General features: G+C 61.3%; 16 protein-coding genes. 10 read left to right on the top strand and 6 right to left on the bottom strand.

Annotated features, from left to right (window positions below; translation table 11 throughout):
- The first annotated feature begins 48 nt into the window (after positions 1 to 48).
- From AC2444_RS16630 to hydA, 3 genes are read left to right on the top strand one after another with little or no spacing between them, the layout of a single operon-like run.
- Positions 49 to 1,302, top strand: a complete 1,254-nt coding sequence (locus AC2444_RS16630; protein ID WP_012758669.1) for a Zn-dependent hydrolase — start codon at positions 49 to 51, stop codon at positions 1,300 to 1,302.
- Positions 1,299 to 1,643 carry a barstar family protein gene (locus AC2444_RS16635; RefSeq protein WP_128449938.1) on the top strand — a complete coding sequence of 115 codons (345 nt, stop codon included), beginning with the start codon at positions 1,299 to 1,301 and terminating at the stop codon, positions 1,641 to 1,643. The genes AC2444_RS16630 and AC2444_RS16635 overlap by 4 nt, the downstream gene beginning before the upstream one ends.
- A 10-nt stretch (positions 1,644 to 1,653) precedes the next feature.
- Positions 1,654 to 3,108 (top strand): dihydropyrimidinase, encoded by a 1,455-nt coding sequence (gene hydA / locus AC2444_RS16640; protein ID WP_012758671.1) that lies wholly within the window; start codon positions 1,654 to 1,656, stop codon positions 3,106 to 3,108.
- Positions 3,109 to 3,166: 58 nt separating this feature from the next.
- Here hydA and AC2444_RS16645 read toward each other — a convergent pair whose 3' ends face one another.
- Positions 3,167 to 3,580, bottom strand: a complete 414-nt coding sequence (locus tag AC2444_RS16645; RefSeq protein ID WP_012758672.1) for a cupin domain-containing protein — start codon at positions 3,578 to 3,580, stop codon at positions 3,167 to 3,169.
- A gap of 94 nt (positions 3,581 to 3,674) precedes the next feature.
- Here AC2444_RS16645 and AC2444_RS16650 point away from each other — a divergent pair, with 94 nt between their 5' ends.
- The 7 genes from AC2444_RS16650 (at position 3,675) to AC2444_RS16680 (ending at position 13,660) form a co-directional block, all read left to right on the top strand.
- The gene (locus AC2444_RS16650) at positions 3,675 to 4,451 is read left to right on the top strand and encodes an ABC transporter ATP-binding protein (protein WP_012758673.1); all 777 of its coding nucleotides are present in this window, start codon (positions 3,675 to 3,677) and stop codon (positions 4,449 to 4,451) included.
- 241 nt (positions 4,452 to 4,692) lie between these two features.
- Complete coding sequence (locus tag AC2444_RS16655) at positions 4,693 to 5,622, top strand: ABC transporter permease (protein WP_012758674.1); 930 nt, start codon at positions 4,693 to 4,695, stop codon at positions 5,620 to 5,622.
- Positions 5,619 to 6,746 carry an ABC transporter permease gene (locus AC2444_RS16660; protein ID WP_012758675.1) on the top strand — a complete coding sequence of 376 codons (1,128 nt, stop codon included), beginning with the start codon at positions 5,619 to 5,621 and terminating at the stop codon, positions 6,744 to 6,746. Before AC2444_RS16655 ends, AC2444_RS16660 begins: the two co-directional genes overlap by 4 nt.
- Before the next feature lie 58 nt (positions 6,747 to 6,804).
- Positions 6,805 to 7,776, top strand: a complete 972-nt coding sequence (locus AC2444_RS16665) for an ABC transporter substrate-binding protein (protein ID WP_003561937.1) — start codon at positions 6,805 to 6,807, stop codon at positions 7,774 to 7,776.
- Between the two features lie 505 nt (positions 7,777 to 8,281).
- Positions 8,282 to 9,472 (top strand): efflux RND transporter periplasmic adaptor subunit, encoded by a 1,191-nt coding sequence (locus tag AC2444_RS16670; protein ID WP_012758676.1) that lies wholly within the window; start codon positions 8,282 to 8,284, stop codon positions 9,470 to 9,472.
- A gap of 12 nt (positions 9,473 to 9,484) precedes the next feature.
- Positions 9,485 to 12,811 carry an efflux RND transporter permease subunit gene (locus AC2444_RS16675; protein ID WP_012758677.1) on the top strand — a complete coding sequence of 1,109 codons (3,327 nt, stop codon included), beginning with the start codon at positions 9,485 to 9,487 and terminating at the stop codon, positions 12,809 to 12,811.
- 165 nt (positions 12,812 to 12,976) lie between these two features.
- Entirely contained in the window at positions 12,977 to 13,660 is a 684-nt protein-coding gene (locus AC2444_RS16680) for a Crp/Fnr family transcriptional regulator (RefSeq protein WP_012758678.1), read from the top strand.
- A 120-nt stretch (positions 13,661 to 13,780) separates the two neighbouring features.
- Here the strand turns inward: AC2444_RS16680 and ureG are convergent, their stop codons facing one another.
- The 5 genes from ureG to AC2444_RS16705 form a co-directional block, all read right to left on the bottom strand.
- A complete protein-coding gene (gene ureG / locus AC2444_RS16685; protein WP_003542294.1) occupies positions 13,781 to 14,392 on the bottom strand; it encodes an urease accessory protein UreG in 612 nt (203 codons plus the stop codon).
- Between the two features lie 197 nt (positions 14,393 to 14,589).
- Entirely contained in the window at positions 14,590 to 15,261 is a 672-nt protein-coding gene (locus tag AC2444_RS16690; RefSeq protein ID WP_012758679.1) for an urease accessory protein UreF, read from the bottom strand.
- 6 nt (positions 15,262 to 15,267) lie between these two features.
- Positions 15,268 to 15,852: an urease accessory protein UreE gene (gene ureE, locus AC2444_RS16695; RefSeq protein ID WP_012758680.1), complete on the bottom strand. Its 585-nt coding sequence runs from the start codon at positions 15,850 to 15,852 to the stop codon at positions 15,268 to 15,270.
- 86 nt (positions 15,853 to 15,938) lie between these two features.
- Entirely contained in the window at positions 15,939 to 16,799 is an 861-nt protein-coding gene (locus AC2444_RS16700) for a GGDEF domain-containing protein (protein WP_012758681.1), read from the bottom strand.
- Between the two features lie 331 nt (positions 16,800 to 17,130).
- Positions 17,131 to 17,802 carry a TIGR02117 family protein gene (locus AC2444_RS16705; RefSeq protein ID WP_012758682.1) on the bottom strand — a complete coding sequence of 224 codons (672 nt, stop codon included), beginning with the start codon at positions 17,800 to 17,802 and terminating at the stop codon, positions 17,131 to 17,133.
- Positions 17,803 to 17,815 lie beyond the last annotated feature (13 nt).

Below are 17,815 nucleotides of genomic sequence, written 5' to 3' on the forward strand. Positions count from 1 at the left end.
CAGGCATGCCCCTTGCATGACTGCCGCAAACAGGTGAGGGCATACAAAATGGTGGCAGCACCAGGCGAGAACATGCGCGTCAATGGCGACCGTCTCTGGGACAGTCTCATGGACATGGCGAAGATCGGCCCCGGCATAGCAGGCGGCAACAATCGCCAGACGCTGACGGATGCCGATGCGCAAGGGCGCAGCCTCTTCAAGACATGGTGCGACGATGCCGGTTTGACCATGGGCGTCGACCGCATGGGCACGATGTTCGCCACCCGCCCCGGCACCGATCCCGATGCCTTGCCCGTCTATGTCGGCTCACATCTCGACACCCAGCCGACCGGCGGCAAATATGACGGTGTGCTCGGCGTACTTGCGGCTCTCGAAGTCGTGCGCACCATGAACGATCTCGGCATCAAGACCAAACATCCGATCGTCGTGACCAATTGGACGAATGAGGAAGGCGCGCGTTTTGCCCCCGCCATGCTGGCGTCAGGCGTCTTCGCCGGCGTGCACAGCCTGGACTTTGCCTATAATCGCAGGGACCCCGAGGGCAATCTGTTCGGCGACGAATTGAAGCGTATCGGTTGGGTCGGCGACGAAGAGGTCGGCGCCCGCAAGATGCACGCCTATTTCGAATATCACATCGAGCAGGGACCGATCCTCGAAGCCGAGGAAAAGCAGATCGGCGTCGTCACCCATTGCCAGGGCCTCTGGTGGCTGGAATTCACGCTGATCGGCAAGGAAGCCCATACCGGCTCGACGCCGATGAACCTGCGTGTCAATGCCGGCCTTGCCATGGCCCGCATCCTGGAAATGGTCCAGGGCGTGGCGATGGGCGAACAGCCGGGCGCCGTCGGCGGCGTCGGACAGGTGTTCTTCTCGCCGAATTCCCGCAACGTCCTGCCGGGCAAGGTGGTCTTCACCGTCGACATCCGCTCGCCCGACAAGGAGAAGCTCGACCGTATGCGGGCAAAGATCGAGGCGAAGGCGCCTGAGATCACCGACGCACTCGGCGTCGGCTGTTCCATCGAGGCGATCGGCCACTTCGAGCCGATCACCTTCGATCCGGAACTGGTCACGTCGGTGCGCGATGCCGCCGAGCGACTCGGCTACAGCCACATGAACATCATCTCCGGCGCCGGCCACGACGCCTGCTGGGCCGCCAAGGTCGCACCGGCAACGATGGTCATGTGCCCCTGCGTCGGCGGGCTCTCGCACAATGAGGCGGAAGAGATCTCCAAGGAATGGGCGATGGCGGGAGCCGATGTGCTATTTCATGCCGTGGTGGAAACGGCGGAGATCGTGGTGTGAGCGCAACCGAAGCGGTGGTCGTCTTGGATGGCACTCGACTGGTCGGGCATGATAAATTTCATGACAGCTTCGCCGAGACGTTCGGCTTTCCTGACTTCTACGGTCGCAACATGGACGCCTGGATCGACTGTATGAGCTGTCTCGACGACCCCGATGCTGGGATGTCGAAACTGACCATCGAGCCAGGAAAAGCTCTGACCGTTCGGATCAACAACTATCTGCATTTCAAGGATGCAGCGCCGCAACAGTGGGTCGACCTGATGGAATGCGCAGCGTTCGTGAATTGGCGCCGCACTGAAAAGGGCCGCGGCGCAGTCCTGGCTTTAGCGTTTTACGATTGAGGATATGATCATGACCACAGTCATCAAGAACGGCACCATCGTCACCGCCGACCTGACCTATAAGGCTGACGTGAAAATCGACGGCGGCAAGATCATCGAGATTGGTCCGAACCTCTCGGGCGACGAGACGCTGGATGCGACCGGCTGTTATGTAATGCCCGGCGGTATCGATCCGCACACCCACCTCGAAATGCCCTTCATGGGTACTTATTCCTCCGACGATTTCGAAAGCGGCACGCGCGCCGCCCTTTCCGGCGGCACGACCATGGTGGTCGATTTCGCCCTGCCCGCCCCCGGCCAGTCGCTGCTCGAGGCGCTGACCATGTGGGACAACAAATCGACCCGCGCCAATTGCGACTATTCCTTCCACATGGCGGTCACCTGGTGGAGCGAGCAGGTCTTCAAGGAGATGGAGACCATCGTCCGCGACAAGGGCATCAACACCTTCAAACACTTCATGGCCTACAAGGGCGCGCTGATGGTGGACGATGACGAGATGTTCGCGTCGTTCCAACGCTGCGCCGAACTCGGCGCCCTGCCGCTCGTCCATGCCGAAAATGGCGACGTCGTCGCCTCGATGTCGGCAAAGCTGCTTGCCGAGGGCAATAACGGCCCCGAGGCGCATGCCTACTCCCGCCCGGCGGAAGTCGAGGGTGAGGCCACCAACCGCGCCATCATGATCGCCGACATGGCCGGCTGTCCTGTTTATATCGTCCACACCTCCTGCGAACAGGCCCACGAGGCGATCCGCCGCGCCCGCGCAAAGGGCATGCGTGTCTATGGCGAACCGCTGATCCAGCACCTGACGCTCGACGAGAGCGAATATTCGAATCCCGACTGGGATCATGCGGCCCGCCGGGTGATGTCGCCGCCTTTCCGCAACAAGCAGCATCAGGATTCGCTCTGGGCAGGTCTTGCCTCCGGCTCGCTGCAGGTCGTCGCCACCGACCATTGCGCCTTCACCACGGCGCAGAAGCGTTTTGGCGTCGGCGACTTCACCAAGATCCCGAACGGCACCGGCGGCCTCGAAGACCGTATGCCGATGCTCTGGACGCATGGTGTCAACACCGGCCGGCTGACGATGAACGAATTCGTCGCCGTCACTTCAACCAACATCGCCAAGATCCTCAACATCTATCCGAAGAAGGGCGCGATCCTTGTCGGCGCCGACGCTGACATCGTCGTCTGGGACCCGCAACGTTCCAAGACCATTTCGTCCAAGGCCCAGCAGTCGGCGATCGACTACAACGTCTTCGAAGGCAAGGAAGTGACCGGCCTGCCGCGCTATACGCTGACGCGCGGCGTCGTCGCGATCGAGGAAGGTGCGATCAAGACCCGCGAGGGTCACGGCGAATTCGTCAGGCGCGAGCCGGTCACGGCTGTCAGCAAGGCGCTTTCCCAGTGGAAGGATATCACTGCACCGCGCAAGGTGACGCGTAGCGGCATTCCGGCAAGCGGCGTATGACGATGGCGTATGACGATACGGCCATCAACCGAGGACCGCTGCCTCTATGCCAATGACCTCACGCCGGCACCAAAGCGTCCAACTCCGGCAGAAGCACGACGCTTTCCTGCTCGTTCGGATCGGTGCGCGCGATGATCGCCGTGCACGGCGTGCTGCTGAGGTTCGCCGGCAGGTGTGGCACACCCGCTGGGATATAGAACAACTCGCCGGCATGGACGATGACGTGATGTTCCAGTTCGTCTCCGTACCAGGTATGCGCCTCGCCGGAGAGCATGTAGATCGCCGTCTCGTGCGCCTCGTGCAGATGCGCCTTGGCGCGCACGCCGGGCGGGATCGTCAACAGATGCATGCAGATGCCCTTGGCGCCGACCGTTTCGGCGGCGATGCCTGCGAAATAGCTCAGCCCCTGCTTGCCGTCATAGGCATGATTGGGGCGAACGATATGGCAGGTGGGCTTTGATGTCACGTCCATCCTCATCCTCCATGGAGTGTGTCGTCGATAAAACCGGCGGTAATAATAGCACGCAAACCGCGTTCCCGCGGCGAAAACAAGACTGGTCGCATTGATGCAAGCACCCTCCGTCGTATCCGCCAAGGATCTCTGTCTCACCTACCAGGCCAACGATGGCCCGGTGAACGCACTGAGCAATGTCAATCTCGATGTCCGCAAGGGCGATTTCGTCTCTTTCATCGGCCCGTCGGGCTGCGGCAAGACCACCTTCCTGCGTGTCATCGCCGATCTCGAGAAGAGCACCTCGGGCGAGATCTCGATTAACGGCATGACACCGGAGGAGGCGCGCAAGGCCCGCGCCTACGGCTATGTCTTCCAGGCGCCGGCGCTCTATCCCTGGCGCACCATCGAAAACAACATCGCCCTGCCCTTGGAGATCATGGGGTATTCCGGCGCTGACCGGACGCGGCGCATCGCCGAAGCGCTCGATCTCGTCAGTCTTTCGGGCTTCGAGAAGAAATTCCCCTGGCAGCTATCCGGCGGCATGCAGCAGCGCGCCTCGATCGCCCGAGCGCTCGCCTTCGACGCCGACCTGCTGCTGATGGACGAGCCCTTCGGCGCCCTGGACGAGATCGTCCGCGACCATCTGAACGAAGAGCTGCTGAAACTCTGGACCCGCACCAACAAGACGATCTGCTTCGTCACTCATTCCATCCCCGAGGCGGTCTACCTCTCGACCAAGATCGTGGTCATGTCTCCACGCCCGGGCCGCGTGACCGATGTGATCGACTCGACCCTGCCGGCCGAACGCCCGCTCGACATCCGCGAAACCCCCGAGTTCCTAGAGATTGCCCACCGCGTCCGCGAAGGGTTGAGGACGGGGCACGCATGAGGAGCGGGAGCGTGCGCCCTGGGGCCACCCCCCTCTGCCCTACCGGGCATCTCCCCCACAAGGGGGGAGATCGATATGCTGCACCGGCTTCCCCAAACAAGGATCGCCGTTCCGTTCGCTGCAGAGCTAACACGGAGCGAGGCGCTACCCTCCTGCCGATCTCCCCCCTTGTGGGGGAGATGCCCGGCAGGGCAGAGGGGGGTGGCTGCGCGTTCGACGCCAACCAATGGGGGCAGTCGCTGTGAAACCCGACACCTTCAAGGACAAGATCGTCCCCGTCACCACAATCCTGCTGGCGCTCGTCGTCATCTGGTATATCGCCGCCATCCTCATGAACGCGCCGTTCCAGCGCGACATGGACGGCCGCGCCGGCGTTACACCTACGACCCTCGAATTCATCGGCAAGACTCTGGCGCAGCCGAAGCCGATCCTGCCGGCGCCGCATCAGGTGGCGCAGAACGTCTACGAGAACACCTTCCTGCGCAGCCTTTCAAGCAATCGCAGCCTCGTCTATCACAGCTGGGTAACGCTCTCCTCCACCCTGCTCGGCTTCGGCTTCGGCATGCTGCTCGGCATCCTTCTCGCCGTGCTGATCGTCCATAACCGCGCCATGGACCGCTCGCTGATGCCGTGGCTGGTGGCGAGCCAGACCATACCGATCCTCGCCATCGCGCCGATGATCGTGATCATCTCCTATAACGTGCTGACCGGCGACAATGCCGTTGCACATCTCCTCAATCTCGATTCCGACGCCTCCCGGCTCGTGTCGAAGGCGCTGATCTCCACCTACCTCTCCTTCTTTCCGGTCGCCGTCGGCATGGTGAAAGGGTTGCGTTCACCTGAGATCATGCATCTCGACCTGATGCGCACCTATTATGCCAGCCCGATGCAGACTTTCTGGAAGCTGCGTGTTCCAGCCTCGATCCCTTTCCTCTTCACCTCGATGAAGGTCGCGATCGCCGCCAGCCTCGTCGGCGCCATCGTCGGCGAGCTGCCGACGGGTGCCGTCGCCGGTATCGGCTCGAAGCTGCTCGCCGGCTCCTATTACAGCCAGACCATCGATATCTGGGCCGCCCTCGTCGCCGGATCGCTGCTGGCGGGCATCCTGGTTGCGATTGTCGGCGTCGCGGCGAAGATCGTCGACCGCGCCATGGGCGGGAGGCCGGCATGAGACATCTGACCTTCTCCTGGCAAGCCATGGTCGCCCTCCTCCTCTGCATCGGGGCACTGACGGCCTTGCCGCTTCTGGGCGAGGGCGCGGCGCGCCCCCTCACTGACGGCACGGCAAGCCTCATTTTCATCATCGTCATCGCGGCTGCCCTGCTGTCTCTAGCGCCGCAGCCGCCGGCCTATCGTGCCACCGTGCTGTTTATCGGCGCGCATGGCGCCGCCTGGATGCTGCTTTCCGCTCTTTCCGGCAACGAGGGCACGGCGACGCGGGCTTTCTTCTTGCTGCTCTTCGCCTGCTGGCTGCTTGCCTGGCGATGCGTCACCGAGCTGTCGAAACTGCAGCCCGTCACTACTTCCGGCAAGTCGGCGCTCCAGCTTCTGATTCCGGCGATTTTCGGCGCCTGGATCCTCATTCTCTGGGAGGCGGTCACGCGTGGCGCCGGCGTTCCCTTCATCCTGCTGCCGCCGCCGAGCGCCATCGGCGCGCGGTTCATGGCATCGCTGCCGATCCTCGGCGCGGACGTCAGGCAGACGATCTTCAAGGCAGTGCTGATCGGTTATATCGCCGGCTGCCTCAGTGGCTTCGTCGTAGCGGTGCTGGCCGACCGCATCGCCTTCCTGCGCCGCGGCCTTCTGCCGATCGGCAACATGGTTTCGGCCCTGCCGATCATCGGCGTCGCCCCTGTCATGGTCATGTGGTTCGGCTTCGACTGGCCGTCGAAGGCCGCCGTCGTCATCATCATGACCTTCTTCCCGATGCTGGTGAATACCGTAGCCGGCCTTGCCGCCTCCGGCAGCATGGAGCGTGACCTGATGCGCACCTATGCCTCCGGCTATTGGCAGACGCTGCTGAAGCTCAGGCTTCCGGCGGCAATGCCCTTCATATTCAACGCACTGAAGATCAACTCGACGCTGGCGCTGATTGGTGCCATCGTTGCGGAATTCTTCGGGACGCCGATCGTCGGCATGGGCTTCCGTATCTCCACCGAGATCGGCCGCATGAATGTCGACATGGTCTGGGCGGAAATCGCCGTCGCGGCGCTGGCCGGCTCGATCTTCTATGGCATCATCGCCCTGACCGAACGGGCGGTGACGTTCTGGCATCCGTCTATCCGTGGTGGCTAGGCGCGCACGGGCTCCAGAAACGGGTCCGGGCATAACTTCAGAGGGTAAGGATAAGAAAATGAGAAAGTTGATGGTTGCAATGATGGCGAGCGCGATGTCGCTTGCATCGGCCCATGCGATGGCCGCCGACAAGGTGGTGCTGCAGCTGAAATGGGTCACGCAGAGCCAGTTCGGCGGTTATTACGTCGCCAAGGAAAAGGGCTTCTATAAGGAGGAAGGCCTCGACGTCGACATCAAGCCGGGCGGCCCTGATATCGCCCCCGAGCAGGTGATCGCCGGCGGCGGCGCCGATGTCATCGTAGACTGGATGGGCGGTGCCCTGGTTGCCCGCGAAAAGGGCGTTCCGCTCGTCAACATCGCCCAGCCCTATCAGAAGGCGGGCCTGGAAATGGTCTGCCGCAAGGACGGCCCGATCAAGACCGAAGCCGACTTCAAGGGCCACACGCTCGGCGTCTGGTTCTTCGGCAACGAGTATCCCTTCTTCGCCTGGATGAACAAGCTCGGCCTGTCCACAGAAGGCGGTCCGAACGGCGTCACCGTGTTGAAGCAGAGCTTCGATGTGCAGCCGCTTGTCCAGAAGCAGGCCGACTGCATCTCTGTCATGACCTATAACGAATATTGGCAGGCGATCGATGCCGGCTTCAAGCCGGAAGAACTGACGGTCTTCAACTACACGGAAATGGGCAACGACCTTCTTGAAGACGGCCTCTATGCGATGGAAGACAAGCTGAAAGATCCGGCCTTCAAGGAGAAGATGGTCAAGTTCGTCCGCGCATCGATGAAGGGCTGGAAATATGCCACCGAGAATCCCGACGAAGCCGCCGAGATCGTCATGGATAATGGCGGCCAGGACGACAACCATCAGAAGCGCATGATGGGCGAAGTCGCCAAGCTGGTCGGCGACAGCTCCGGCAAGCTGGACGAGGCGCTCTATGCCCGCACGGCAAAGGCGCTGCTCGACCAGAAGATCATAAGCAAGGAGCCGTCGGGCGCCTGGACGCACGATATCACCGACGCCGCTTCCAAGTAGTTTCGGCAGGATTGCGAAGCGAAACGCGCGGGAGATTTCCGCGCGTTTCGTCATTTTCTGGAGCATGATGGCAAAAACTGTCCGCGGTATTCGGACGACATTCTCTATCTATTTGATTTGGATGCTGATTCAGATTTCCGGTCAGTCGGCCTACATCATCTGCATCCAGCAACCGAAAAAAATGCCTTGCAACTGTCGCATTTTTCGGGCGTCAAACGTCTTAGGGATGAGGCGCGATCAATCTTCGTAATGTTGACATAACCTTGCGGTGATTGATTGACGTCGGAATGGTAATTATTATTGCCTAATGGGGAATTGTTTTCTGCCGGACTTGTAGATCGAGCAAATCGATACCACCTACAAGCCGAATTTGCCGGCGAGGGATGAAGGCGGCAAAGGATCGGCGGATACCTCTGAGAATGCAGGAAGGGCAGTGGCCTGATCGCGCGCTGAGTGGCAGACGCTCGAGTTCGGCCAACCTTATCATAAGATTGGACGAACACGCATGGTACGCAAGCCGACTGGAATTCTAGGCGCCTCTACTCTTTTTGCAGCGGCACTTGCTGCATCCACCGCATTTTCGCAGGAAGCGCCGGTCGCAAAACCGCAGCAGAACCTGCCGGCGATCGTCGTCACCACTGCGGTGAACCGCACCCTCGTCGACCGTGTCATCGGCACCGGAACGGTCAAGCCCGTCGAAGAAGTCTATATCCAGCCGCAGGTCGAAGGCCTCTCGATCCGCACGCTGAAAGCCGATATCGGCGACAAGGTTCAGGCCGAAAGCACGTTGGCGACGCTCAACGATGACGCAGTGGTCCTGGAAAAGAGCCAGATGATGGCGACGAAGGCCAAGGGCGAGGCAAGCCTCGCCCAGCTGCGCGCCCAGCTCATCGAGGCGCAGGCCAATGCCGAACAGGCAAGGCAGCAGCAGGCCCGCGCCCAGGAAATGGTCAAGAAGGGCACGGTTTCCACCGCCCAGGTCGAACAGGCCGATGCGACCGCCGCAGCAGCCAATGCCCGCGTCGTCTCCGCCGAACAGGCGATCGAGGTCTCCGAAGCGGATCTCAAGGTCTTCGACAGCCAGATCGCCGATGCGGATTTGAAGCTGGCGCGCACCGACGTGAAGACGCCGGTCGCCGGCACGGTCTCGGCGAAGAACGCCAAGGTCGGCGCCATTGCCGCCGGCAACGGCGATCCGCTGTTCACCATCATCCGCGACGGTGATATCGAGCTTGTCGCTGAGGTCGCTGAAAGCGATGTCGTCAGGATCATGGCCGGCCAAAAGGCGACGATTTCGCTTTCCGGCAGCCGTGAGAAGCTTTCCGGCGCCGTACGCCTGGTTTCGCCGACCGTCGATCCGGTCACCCGCCTTGGCCTCGTCCATATCTCCATCGATGATGACAGCAAGGCGCGTTCAGGCATGTATGGCAGCGCCGAGATCACCGTGCGCGAGACTGAAGGCGTAGCGCTTCCCCTGACCGCTGTACTCACCGGCAACGAAGGCTCCTCCGCCCGCAAGGTCGAGGACGGCGTGGTGAAATTCGCCAAGATCGAGACCGGCATCCAGGACGGCGCCTATGTCGAGGTCATCGATGGATTGAAGACCGGCGACGAGGTCGTGGCCAAGGCGGGCGCTTACGTTCGCGACGGTGACCACATCACGCCGGTGCGTGAACAGCCCCCGGCTTCCAACTAAAGAGACCATCCGATGAATTTTTCAGCCTGGTCCATCCGAAATCCCATTGCACCACTGCTGGCCTTCTGCCTGTTGGTGTTCATCGGCATGCAGTCCTTCAACGCGCTGCCGATCACGCGTTTTCCGAACATCGACGTGCCGCTCGTTTCGATCAACGTGACGCAGAGCGGCGCTTCGCCGGCCGAGCTCGAAATGCAGGTGACGAAGGAGATCGAAGACGCGGTGGCCTCCATCACCGGCATCGACGAAATCCAGTCGACGGTGACCGACGGTAGCTCGCAGACCGTCGTCATGTTCCGGATGGAAGTGCCGACCGAACAAGCCGTGCAGGACACCAAGGATGCGATCGACCGCATCCGCAGCGATCTGCCGACTACGGCCGAAGCACCAATCGTCTCCAAGGTCGATGTCGAGGGACAGGCGATCCAGACCTTCGCCGTTTCCTCGCCTGCCATGTCGCTGGAAGAACTTTCGTGGTTCGTCGACGATACGATCAAGCGTTCGCTGCAGGGCCAGGCCGGCATCGGCCGTGTCGACCGTTACGGCGGCGCCGAGCGCGAAGTGCGCATCGAACTTACCCCTGACAAGCTCAATGCCTACGGCATCACCGCCGCGAGCGTGAACCAGCAGCTGCGCGGCACCAACATCGACCTCGGCTCAGGCCGCGGCCAGGTGGCGGGAAGCGAACAGGCCATCCGTGTTCTCGGCGACGCCCGCAACGTCGCCGACCTCGCCAACACGACGATCGGCCTGCCGAACGGCCGCTTCGTCAAACTATCCGATCTCGGCGTCATCAAGGACACCTATGAGGAGCCGAAATCCTTCTCGCGCTTCAACGATACGCCAGTCGTTACCTTCGGCGTTTTCCGCTCCAAGGGCGCCAGCGAGGTCAGCGTCGCCGAAACCGTGGCGCAGAACCTCGACAAGGTGCGGACCGAAAATCCGAATGTGAAGATCGAACTGATCGACGATTCGGTCTATTTCACCTACGGCAACTACGAGGCCGCCATCCATACGCTCCTCGAAGGCGCGCTGCTCGCCGTCATCGTCGTCTTCCTGTTCCTGAGGAACTGGCGCGCGACGCTGATTTCGGCAATCGCCTTACCCTTGTCCGCGATCCCGACCTTCTGGATCATGGACATGATGGGCTTCTCCCTGAACCTCGTCAGCTTCCTCGCTCTGACGCTCGCCACCGGTATCCTTGTCGACGATGCGATCGTCGAAATCGAAAACATCGCCCGCCACATCAAGATGGGCAAGACGCCCTATCGAGCGGCGATCGAGGCGGCTGATGAAATCGGCCTTGCCGTCATCGCCACCACTTTCACCATCATCGCCGTTTTCGTGCCCGTTTCCTTCATGCCGGGCATCCCGGGCCAGTACTTCATCCAGTTCGGTCTGACCGTCGCCTTCTCCGTCTTCTTCTCGCTGATGGTCGCGCGACTGATCACCCCGATGATGGCCGCTTATCTGATGCGCGCCGAAGACGCCATGGAAGACCATCACGACAATGATGGCCTGCTGATGCGGGGATACACCCGTCTCATACGTGGCACCACCGGACGCTGGTACACGCGTTATGCGACGCTGATTGTCGCGTTCGCTTTCCTGGTCGGCTCCGTTTTGTTGCTGATGCAGGTTCCCGGCAGCTTCCTGCCGCCGGAAGATGCCTCACGCATCGTTCTCTCCGTCGAGCTGCCGCCCAATGCACGCCTTGACGACACCGAGAAGACGACGGATGCGATCTATGACAGGGTCAAGGACATCAACGGCGTCGATAGCGTCTTCGTCCTCGGTGGCGCATCGCCGAAGGGCGATCTCGAACTGCGCCGTGCGACCATCACGCTGGCACTCGACAAGCTCGACCAATCGCTGGTCAAGAAGATGGTCAACGACGTGATCGGCCGTATCCCCGTCATTGGCCCGAAACTGCCGAAGGTGGAGGTCCACGGCCGTGAACGCCCGCAGTGGGATATCGAAAAGGAAGTCTTCGCCAAGCTGCGTGATATTCCCGACGTCCGGATCCTGAAGCTCAATGACCGCGGCGAACGCGACCTCTCCTTCAACTTCCTTTCCAAGAACGACAAGGACCTGAACGACGCCGTCGGTATTCTGGAATCCAAGCTGCGCGCCGATCCGCTGCTTGCCAATGTCAGCGCCGACGGCTCCCTTCCCCGTCCGGAACTGCAGGTTCACCCGCGCATGGATGAGGCGGCCCGCCTCGGCATTACGCCGCAGCAGATCTCCGAGACGATCCGCGTCGCCACCATCGGCGATGTCGATGCCGCCCTTGCCAAGATCTCGCTCGACGATCGCCAGATCCCGATCCGCGTCCAGGCCGCACTCGACATGCGTCGCGATCTCGCGGCCATCCGGACATTGAAGATCCAGACCGCCAGCGGCGGCACCGTTCCGCTCGCGAGCGTCGCCAATATCGACTATTCGGAAGGCGTAAGCTCGATCAAGCGCAACAACCGCTACCGCGTCGTCTCGATCGGTTCCGACCTGCCGCAGGGCGTAGCACTCGACACGGCTTCGGCCCGCTTCCGTCAGATCGTCAACGACGCCAATATCCCGGCCACGGTGCACCTTGCCGAAAGCGGCGACACCAAGGTGCAAAGCGAGATGCAGCAGAGTTTCGTCAACGCCATGTTGATGGGCCTGCTGTTGGTGCTGACGGTGCTGATCCTGCTCTTCAAGGACGTGATCCAGCCCTTCACCATCCTGTTCTCACTGCCGCTCGCCATTGGCGGCGTCGCAGCCGGCCTGATCCTCACCAGCAATCCGCTGTCGATGCCTGTCATGATCGGCATCCTGATGCTGATGGGTGTCGTCACCAAGAACGCGATCCTGCTCGTCGATTTCGCAATCGAGATGCGCCATCAGGGCATGCCGCGCGTCGAGGCCATGGTCGAAGCCGGCCGCAAGCGCGCCCGGCCGATCATCATGACCTCGATCGCCATGTCGGCGGGCATGCTGCCTTCCGCGCTTGGTGTCGGCGAAGGCGGCTCGTTCCGCGCGCCGATGGCGATCGCGGTGATCGGCGGCATCATCGTCTCGACTGTGCTCTCGCTCGTCGTCGTGCCCTCCTTCTTCTTGATCATGGACGACCTGTCCCGCCTGCTCGGCTGGGCTTTCGGCCGCCTGGTCGGCAGGAAGGACGAGGAGGAGCTGCCGCTGTCGCGCGAGGATCTCACCCGTGTCACTCGGGAGAACCGAAGCGAGATCGACTCGCTGGAGGAGCGCCTGACCGCAATCGAAAAGCCGGAAGGCAAACGCAAGAGCGCCAAGGGCAACGACACCAACGTGCTGCGCCTGCCGCCCTTCGCGGCGGAATAAGCAAGACCCAGGAAAGGAACGGGCCGGGAGCGATCTCCTGGCCCGTTTCGTTTTTTGGTCATGTCTGACGATTGACCGAAATCAAATCCACCGCCATCTCCCTCCCGTATTTTGCCTGGCATGCACGTGGAATTGGAAAGACCGGCCATATCAGGAGACCGGGAGATGAACAGGACGCTGACATTCAACGGCCATGAGGCCGCTGTGCTCGCCAAGGCCGCCTTCATGGCCGGGCTCGACCACAACGAGGCTGAAGCCCTGCGCGCCTGCGCCACCGTTCGCCTCTGCGACCCGCACGACGTTCTCTTCGAGGAGGGCGACAAGGCGGCCTATTTCTATTGCGTACTCAGCGGTTATGTCAGGCTCTATCGCCACAACGGCGACGGCAGGCAGGCCGATATCCGCATCTGCGAGCCCGGCGACGGCTTCGCGGAATGCCTGATCCACGCCGACGAAACCTATCGCACCGGCGCGCAGGCGATGGATCATGCCGTGCTGGCATGCTTCCGCATTCCCAAGGTCCGGCTGTTGCTGGAGGAGCGGCCGCGGATCGGCAAGGCGATCATGCGCAGCCTGTCACTGCATCTGATCTCGACGATGGAATGCCTGGCAAGCGACCGGATGCAGACCGCGCCGCAGCGCGTTGCGCATTATCTGCTGACCCACTGTGCCGGGAACGGTGCGGCCGGTTCGCTGCGGTTGCCCTTTCCGAAAAACCTGCTTGCCCGCAAGCTTGGCCTCGCACCGGAGGCGCTCTCACGCGCCTTCTCGACGCTGAAAACGAAAGGTGTCACGGTGCGCGGCCGGGCGATCGCCATCAGCGACGTCAACCTGCTGCGGCAGGTCTGACCGCCAAAATCATCCCGCTTTAGAGCAATTCCAGCAAAAGTGCGTAGCGGTTTTGCGTCCGGAATTGCGTGAAAACAAAGAGATAGAGCATTTCCGTGATTCGGAGAAAAACGGAATGCTCTAGAGCCCGCCCTGCTCCCTGAGGAAGCTGACGATCGAACTGACGCCGTCGCCGCGCTTCATGTCGGAGAAGACGAAGGGGCGGCTCGCACGCATGCGCGTCGCATCCCGGTCCATGACCTCGAGATCGGCGCCGACATAGGGCGCCAGATCCTTCTTGTTGATGACAAGCAGGTCCGATCGGGTGATGCCGGGGCCTCCCTTGCGCGGGATTTCCTCGCCCTGGCAAACCGAGATGACATAGATGGTGATATCGGCAAGATCGGGCGAAAAGGTCGCCGCCAGATTGTCGCCACCGGATTCGATGAAGACAACGTCGAGATCGGGGATTCGCTGGTTGAGGCCGGCGATCGCCTGCAAATTGATCGTCGCATCCTCGCGGATGGCGGTATGCGGGCAGCCGCCCGTCTCGACGCCGACGATGCGGTCCGACGTCAATGCTTGCATCCGCACCAGCGCCTCGGCATCCTCTGTCGTGTAGATATCGTTGGTGACAACGGCGACGGAATAGTCGTCGCGCATCGCCTTGCAGAGCTTTTCGGTCAGCGCCGTCTTGCCCGAGCCGACCGGCCCGCCGATGCCGACACGCAAAGGTCCGTTTCTTGATTTCATATGCCTTACTCCAAACTCCAATCGAACCCCGATGATAACGAAGCCGCCCGCCCGCGCCACCGTCAAATGACTTAGAGCGCCTGTTTTTCTTCGAATCACGGAAGCGCTCTATCTCTTGGTTTTCACGCAATTCCGGACGCAAAACCGCTGCGCACTTTTGCTGGAATTGCTCTCACCGCAGCGATAATTTCGGACAATCACGAACGGAACAGCCGCGTCGCCTGCGTCTCGTGGCGCAGGCTGGCAATATCGGCCTGCACCGTCGCCGAACCCAGATCGTCAAGCGTCGAGGCTGCCGCCCGCCGGGCGACCTCCGTGATATGGTCTTCGAGACCGGCAAGCACGGCGACACCATCCCTTTGCCCCGCGACACCGAGGCGGATGCCTGATGAAACCGCTTGTGAGGCATAGGCATGCAGGAAGGCGGCAAGCGCCTTCTCGGGCTCTATGCCATGGGCGCCCGTTACCGCCCCGACCGCAATGGGATAAGCGACCTTGCCGGGTAGCCGATCGAACACCCCGTCCGGCCAGGCCCGCGCCGCTGCGAGAAAAGCCTCGCCGAGCAACATCGTTTCCTGATGGCGCTCGCGTGATCCCGCAAGCGCCTCGGCAAGCACGGCGATCTCGGCAAGGCGTACGGCTTCCACTTGGTGCCTGTGGCTTTCAGCCAGAAGCACCGCATCGTTCCAGACCGAACCATTGCCGATCAGCGTGGCGGTCCAGGCCGCAAGCGAGCCAGCATCCGTGACGAGCCCGTCGGCAACCGCCCGCTCCAGCCCGCCCGAATAGGCAAAGCTGCCGATCGGAAAGGCCGGTGACAGCCATGCGGTCAGGCGCAGCAATGCCTGCAGCTCGCGATCCCCGGTCATCAAGGCTCAGTCGTGCTTGTGGTCATGATCATGACCGCGATCGTGGCGGTGTTCATGCTCGTGCTCGTAGCCATGTTCGTGATCATGGTCATGGCCGTGATCATGCCCGTGGTCATGATTGTGATCGTGATCGTGATCATGCCCATGCGAATGCCCGCCTTGGGAATGATAGGCCCCGCGCGCCGGCTGGAATGGTTCGTCGATCTCGAGGACGACGGCGCCGAGGCCCTGCAGCATGGTGCGGATGACATGATCGCGGAGGATGACGATGCGGTCTTCCTCGATCTGCGCGGCAAGATGCCGGTTGCCGAGATGCCAGGCGAGCTCGACCAGATGCGTGCGGTCGCGGCCGCGAACCTCGAAGAGCTTCTCGTCGGCAGCGAGGATCTCGATCAGTTCGCCGTCGTCGCGCACCAGCAGATCGCCATTGGCAAAAAGCACCGGATCCTTGAGATCGAGCATGACCATCTCGCCATTTTCCAGATGCAGCAGCTTGCGGCGCAGATGGCGTAGATCATGCGGCAGCTTGACCTGGGCGATCGGATGGGAGGAAGGGGTTCCGGCAGGAAGATAGGAGGTGACGCGCTGCATGATATGTCCGTTTTGCTGAGAGGACGACCATGCAAAATAGCTCTTCCCGATGCAAGCACCAATGGTCTTTCGTTCGGGTCCCGTTTTTATATTCCGTAAGCCTGCATCACATTGTCGCTCTCCGGTCCGCCCTCGCCATCGACGCCCTTATCGACGAGCCCGTGCCAGGCGTGATGCAGACCTTCCCGCTCGTGTACGACGCGATTGCGCCCGAGCGCCTTGGCGAGATAGAGCGCCCGGTCGGCGGAGGCATAGACCGCCTGCTTGTTGCGCCCGGCGACGAGATCGGCAACGCCGCCGGAAACGGTGATGCGGATATCGTGCCCCTCGGCCTTGATGGCGCCACCGGCGATCCGGGCTCGGACACCTTCGACGCGCTCCATCCGCGCCTCCAGCGGTTCCCCGGAGACGATGACGCCAAACTCCTCCCCACCCAGCCGTGCGACGACGGACATCTCATCGAAGGCGGAGGTGAGCATGGCCGAAACGGCAATGATAACGGCATCGCCGCAGCCATGGCCGAAGCGGTCATTGATCGTCTTGAAACGGTCGACGTCAAAAATGACCAGGGACGCGTCGCCATCAGTATTCTCAAGCGCCTCGGTAAAAGCCCGCCGGTTGAGCAGTCCGGAAAGTGTATCGGTGCGGCTGAGCTTTTCGAATTCCGCCCGCGAGAGCGCGAGATCGCGCATGGCAAAGCCGGCGAACAGTGACAGCATGCCGGAAACCGTACCGCCGATCAGCCAGGAAAAGATCGCGCTGAAGCCAATTGCATGAGCGAGTGTCACCGGCAGCAACCCGAGAAGATCGAGCGACGGCATCGTCAATGCGATAATGACTCCCGAGAGAATAACGGCGAGAAAAGCCATCTTCAGGGCGAAGACGTAGACGTTCTTGCGGTATTGAAGATCGCCGAAATCGGCCTGCAGCGAAATCCAGTTTCTCATGAGAATCAACCTTCCTGCTCGGCGTTTCCAGGCATTGATAAGAGCCCAATTGCTGCGGGTGTCTTAATCGACTCGTTAAGATTCGAACGGTTTCGGACGAATCGGTGGATAGAACTTTTCTAGCAGGGGGTGCAGTTTTCCAATCTCTGAATCGAACAGCGCAGAGAGACACTTAAATTACTGATATAAAAGAGATTTATTGATCACTGCGGGGCAGATGTTCCAGAATGGTTTAGCTGGGGAAAACATCGGTTCTTCCACTGATTTTTACAACCATATGGAGAGCGCTGTTCACAATTCACTTTAAGAGCGGACTGGCTCTACGGCTGCTTCAATTGTAGACAGAAACAGACAATCGCAATGCTTGTGGAATCGGGCTCCATAAGCCGGTTCGAAGCCCAGCCGAACGCAGGGCGGCGGCGCTCCAGGTGTTGCAGCCGAAGAGAGCGTTGAAGTATCCCCTGGCCTCGAAGAAACGGTCGATCTCGCCGTAACCGGCATCCGGGATCGGCACCACCGCGCCCGCGTCGCGCACGAAGCTGTCCGAGATAAAATTGCGCAGCTGCGCCAATTGATCGTCACTGACATTGAATGCCGCAACAGTCGGCTGCGGCTCGGTGATGTGACCGGCAAGATCCACATGCAGCACTGAACGGTCGATTGTCAGCGCGCGCAACACCGGCAGCGGCTTCAGTTCCGCCCATGTGGGAGTTTCCAGATAGAAGGCCCGACCTCCCCAGCCGATAATGAGCCACTCCGCATTCGGATGGCCGAGCGGAAAACCGGTATCGTCAAGGAAGGAAAAGGCAGCCCGCGTTTCCGCGTCGAGCGGAATGGCAATATCGGTATGGATCGGGCCCGACAGCAGCAGAATCCGATGCGTCACCGCCGCAGACGACGCCTTGACCGGCGCAATCAGCGGCCGGGGAATGAAGATTCCGCAGGCCGCCGAAAACACGAGCAGGAATACGATCCGCAACAACCAGCGGATGCCTGTCCTCATCGGAGCCGTCCAT

The sequence above is a fragment of the Rhizobium sp. WSM1328 genome, assembly GCF_057653715.1.

Excerpts from the sequence above, each read along its gene's own strand:
- AC2444_RS16675 (WP_012758677.1), top strand. The coding sequence starts at position 9,485 with ATGAATTTTTCAGCCTGGTCCATCCGAAATCCCATTGCACCACTGCTG.
- AC2444_RS16690 (WP_012758679.1), bottom strand. The coding sequence starts at position 15,261 with ATGACCGGGGATCGCGAGCTGCAGGCATTGCTGCGCCTGACCGCATGG.
- hydA (WP_012758671.1), top strand. The coding sequence starts at position 1,654 with ATGACCACAGTCATCAAGAACGGCACCATCGTCACCGCCGACCTGACC.
- AC2444_RS16700 (WP_012758681.1), bottom strand. The coding sequence starts at position 16,799 with ATGAGAAACTGGATTTCGCTGCAGGCCGATTTCGGCGATCTTCAATAC.
- ureE (WP_012758680.1), bottom strand. The coding sequence starts at position 15,852 with ATGCAGCGCGTCACCTCCTATCTTCCTGCCGGAACCCCTTCCTCCCAT.
- AC2444_RS16665 (WP_003561937.1), top strand. The coding sequence starts at position 6,805 with ATGAGAAAGTTGATGGTTGCAATGATGGCGAGCGCGATGTCGCTTGCA.
- ureG (WP_003542294.1), bottom strand. The coding sequence starts at position 14,392 with ATGAAATCAAGAAACGGACCTTTGCGTGTCGGCATCGGCGGGCCGGTC.
- AC2444_RS16660 (WP_012758675.1), top strand. The coding sequence starts at position 5,619 with ATGAGACATCTGACCTTCTCCTGGCAAGCCATGGTCGCCCTCCTCCTC.
- AC2444_RS16645 (WP_012758672.1), bottom strand. The coding sequence starts at position 3,580 with ATGGACGTGACATCAAAGCCCACCTGCCATATCGTTCGCCCCAATCAT.
- AC2444_RS16670 (WP_012758676.1), top strand. The coding sequence starts at position 8,282 with ATGGTACGCAAGCCGACTGGAATTCTAGGCGCCTCTACTCTTTTTGCA.
- AC2444_RS16630 (WP_012758669.1), top strand. The coding sequence starts at position 49 with ATGGTGGCAGCACCAGGCGAGAACATGCGCGTCAATGGCGACCGTCTC.
- AC2444_RS16650 (WP_012758673.1), top strand. The coding sequence starts at position 3,675 with ATGCAAGCACCCTCCGTCGTATCCGCCAAGGATCTCTGTCTCACCTAC.
- AC2444_RS16680 (WP_012758678.1), top strand. The coding sequence starts at position 12,977 with ATGAACAGGACGCTGACATTCAACGGCCATGAGGCCGCTGTGCTCGCC.
- AC2444_RS16705 (WP_012758682.1), bottom strand. The coding sequence starts at position 17,802 with ATGAGGACAGGCATCCGCTGGTTGTTGCGGATCGTATTCCTGCTCGTG.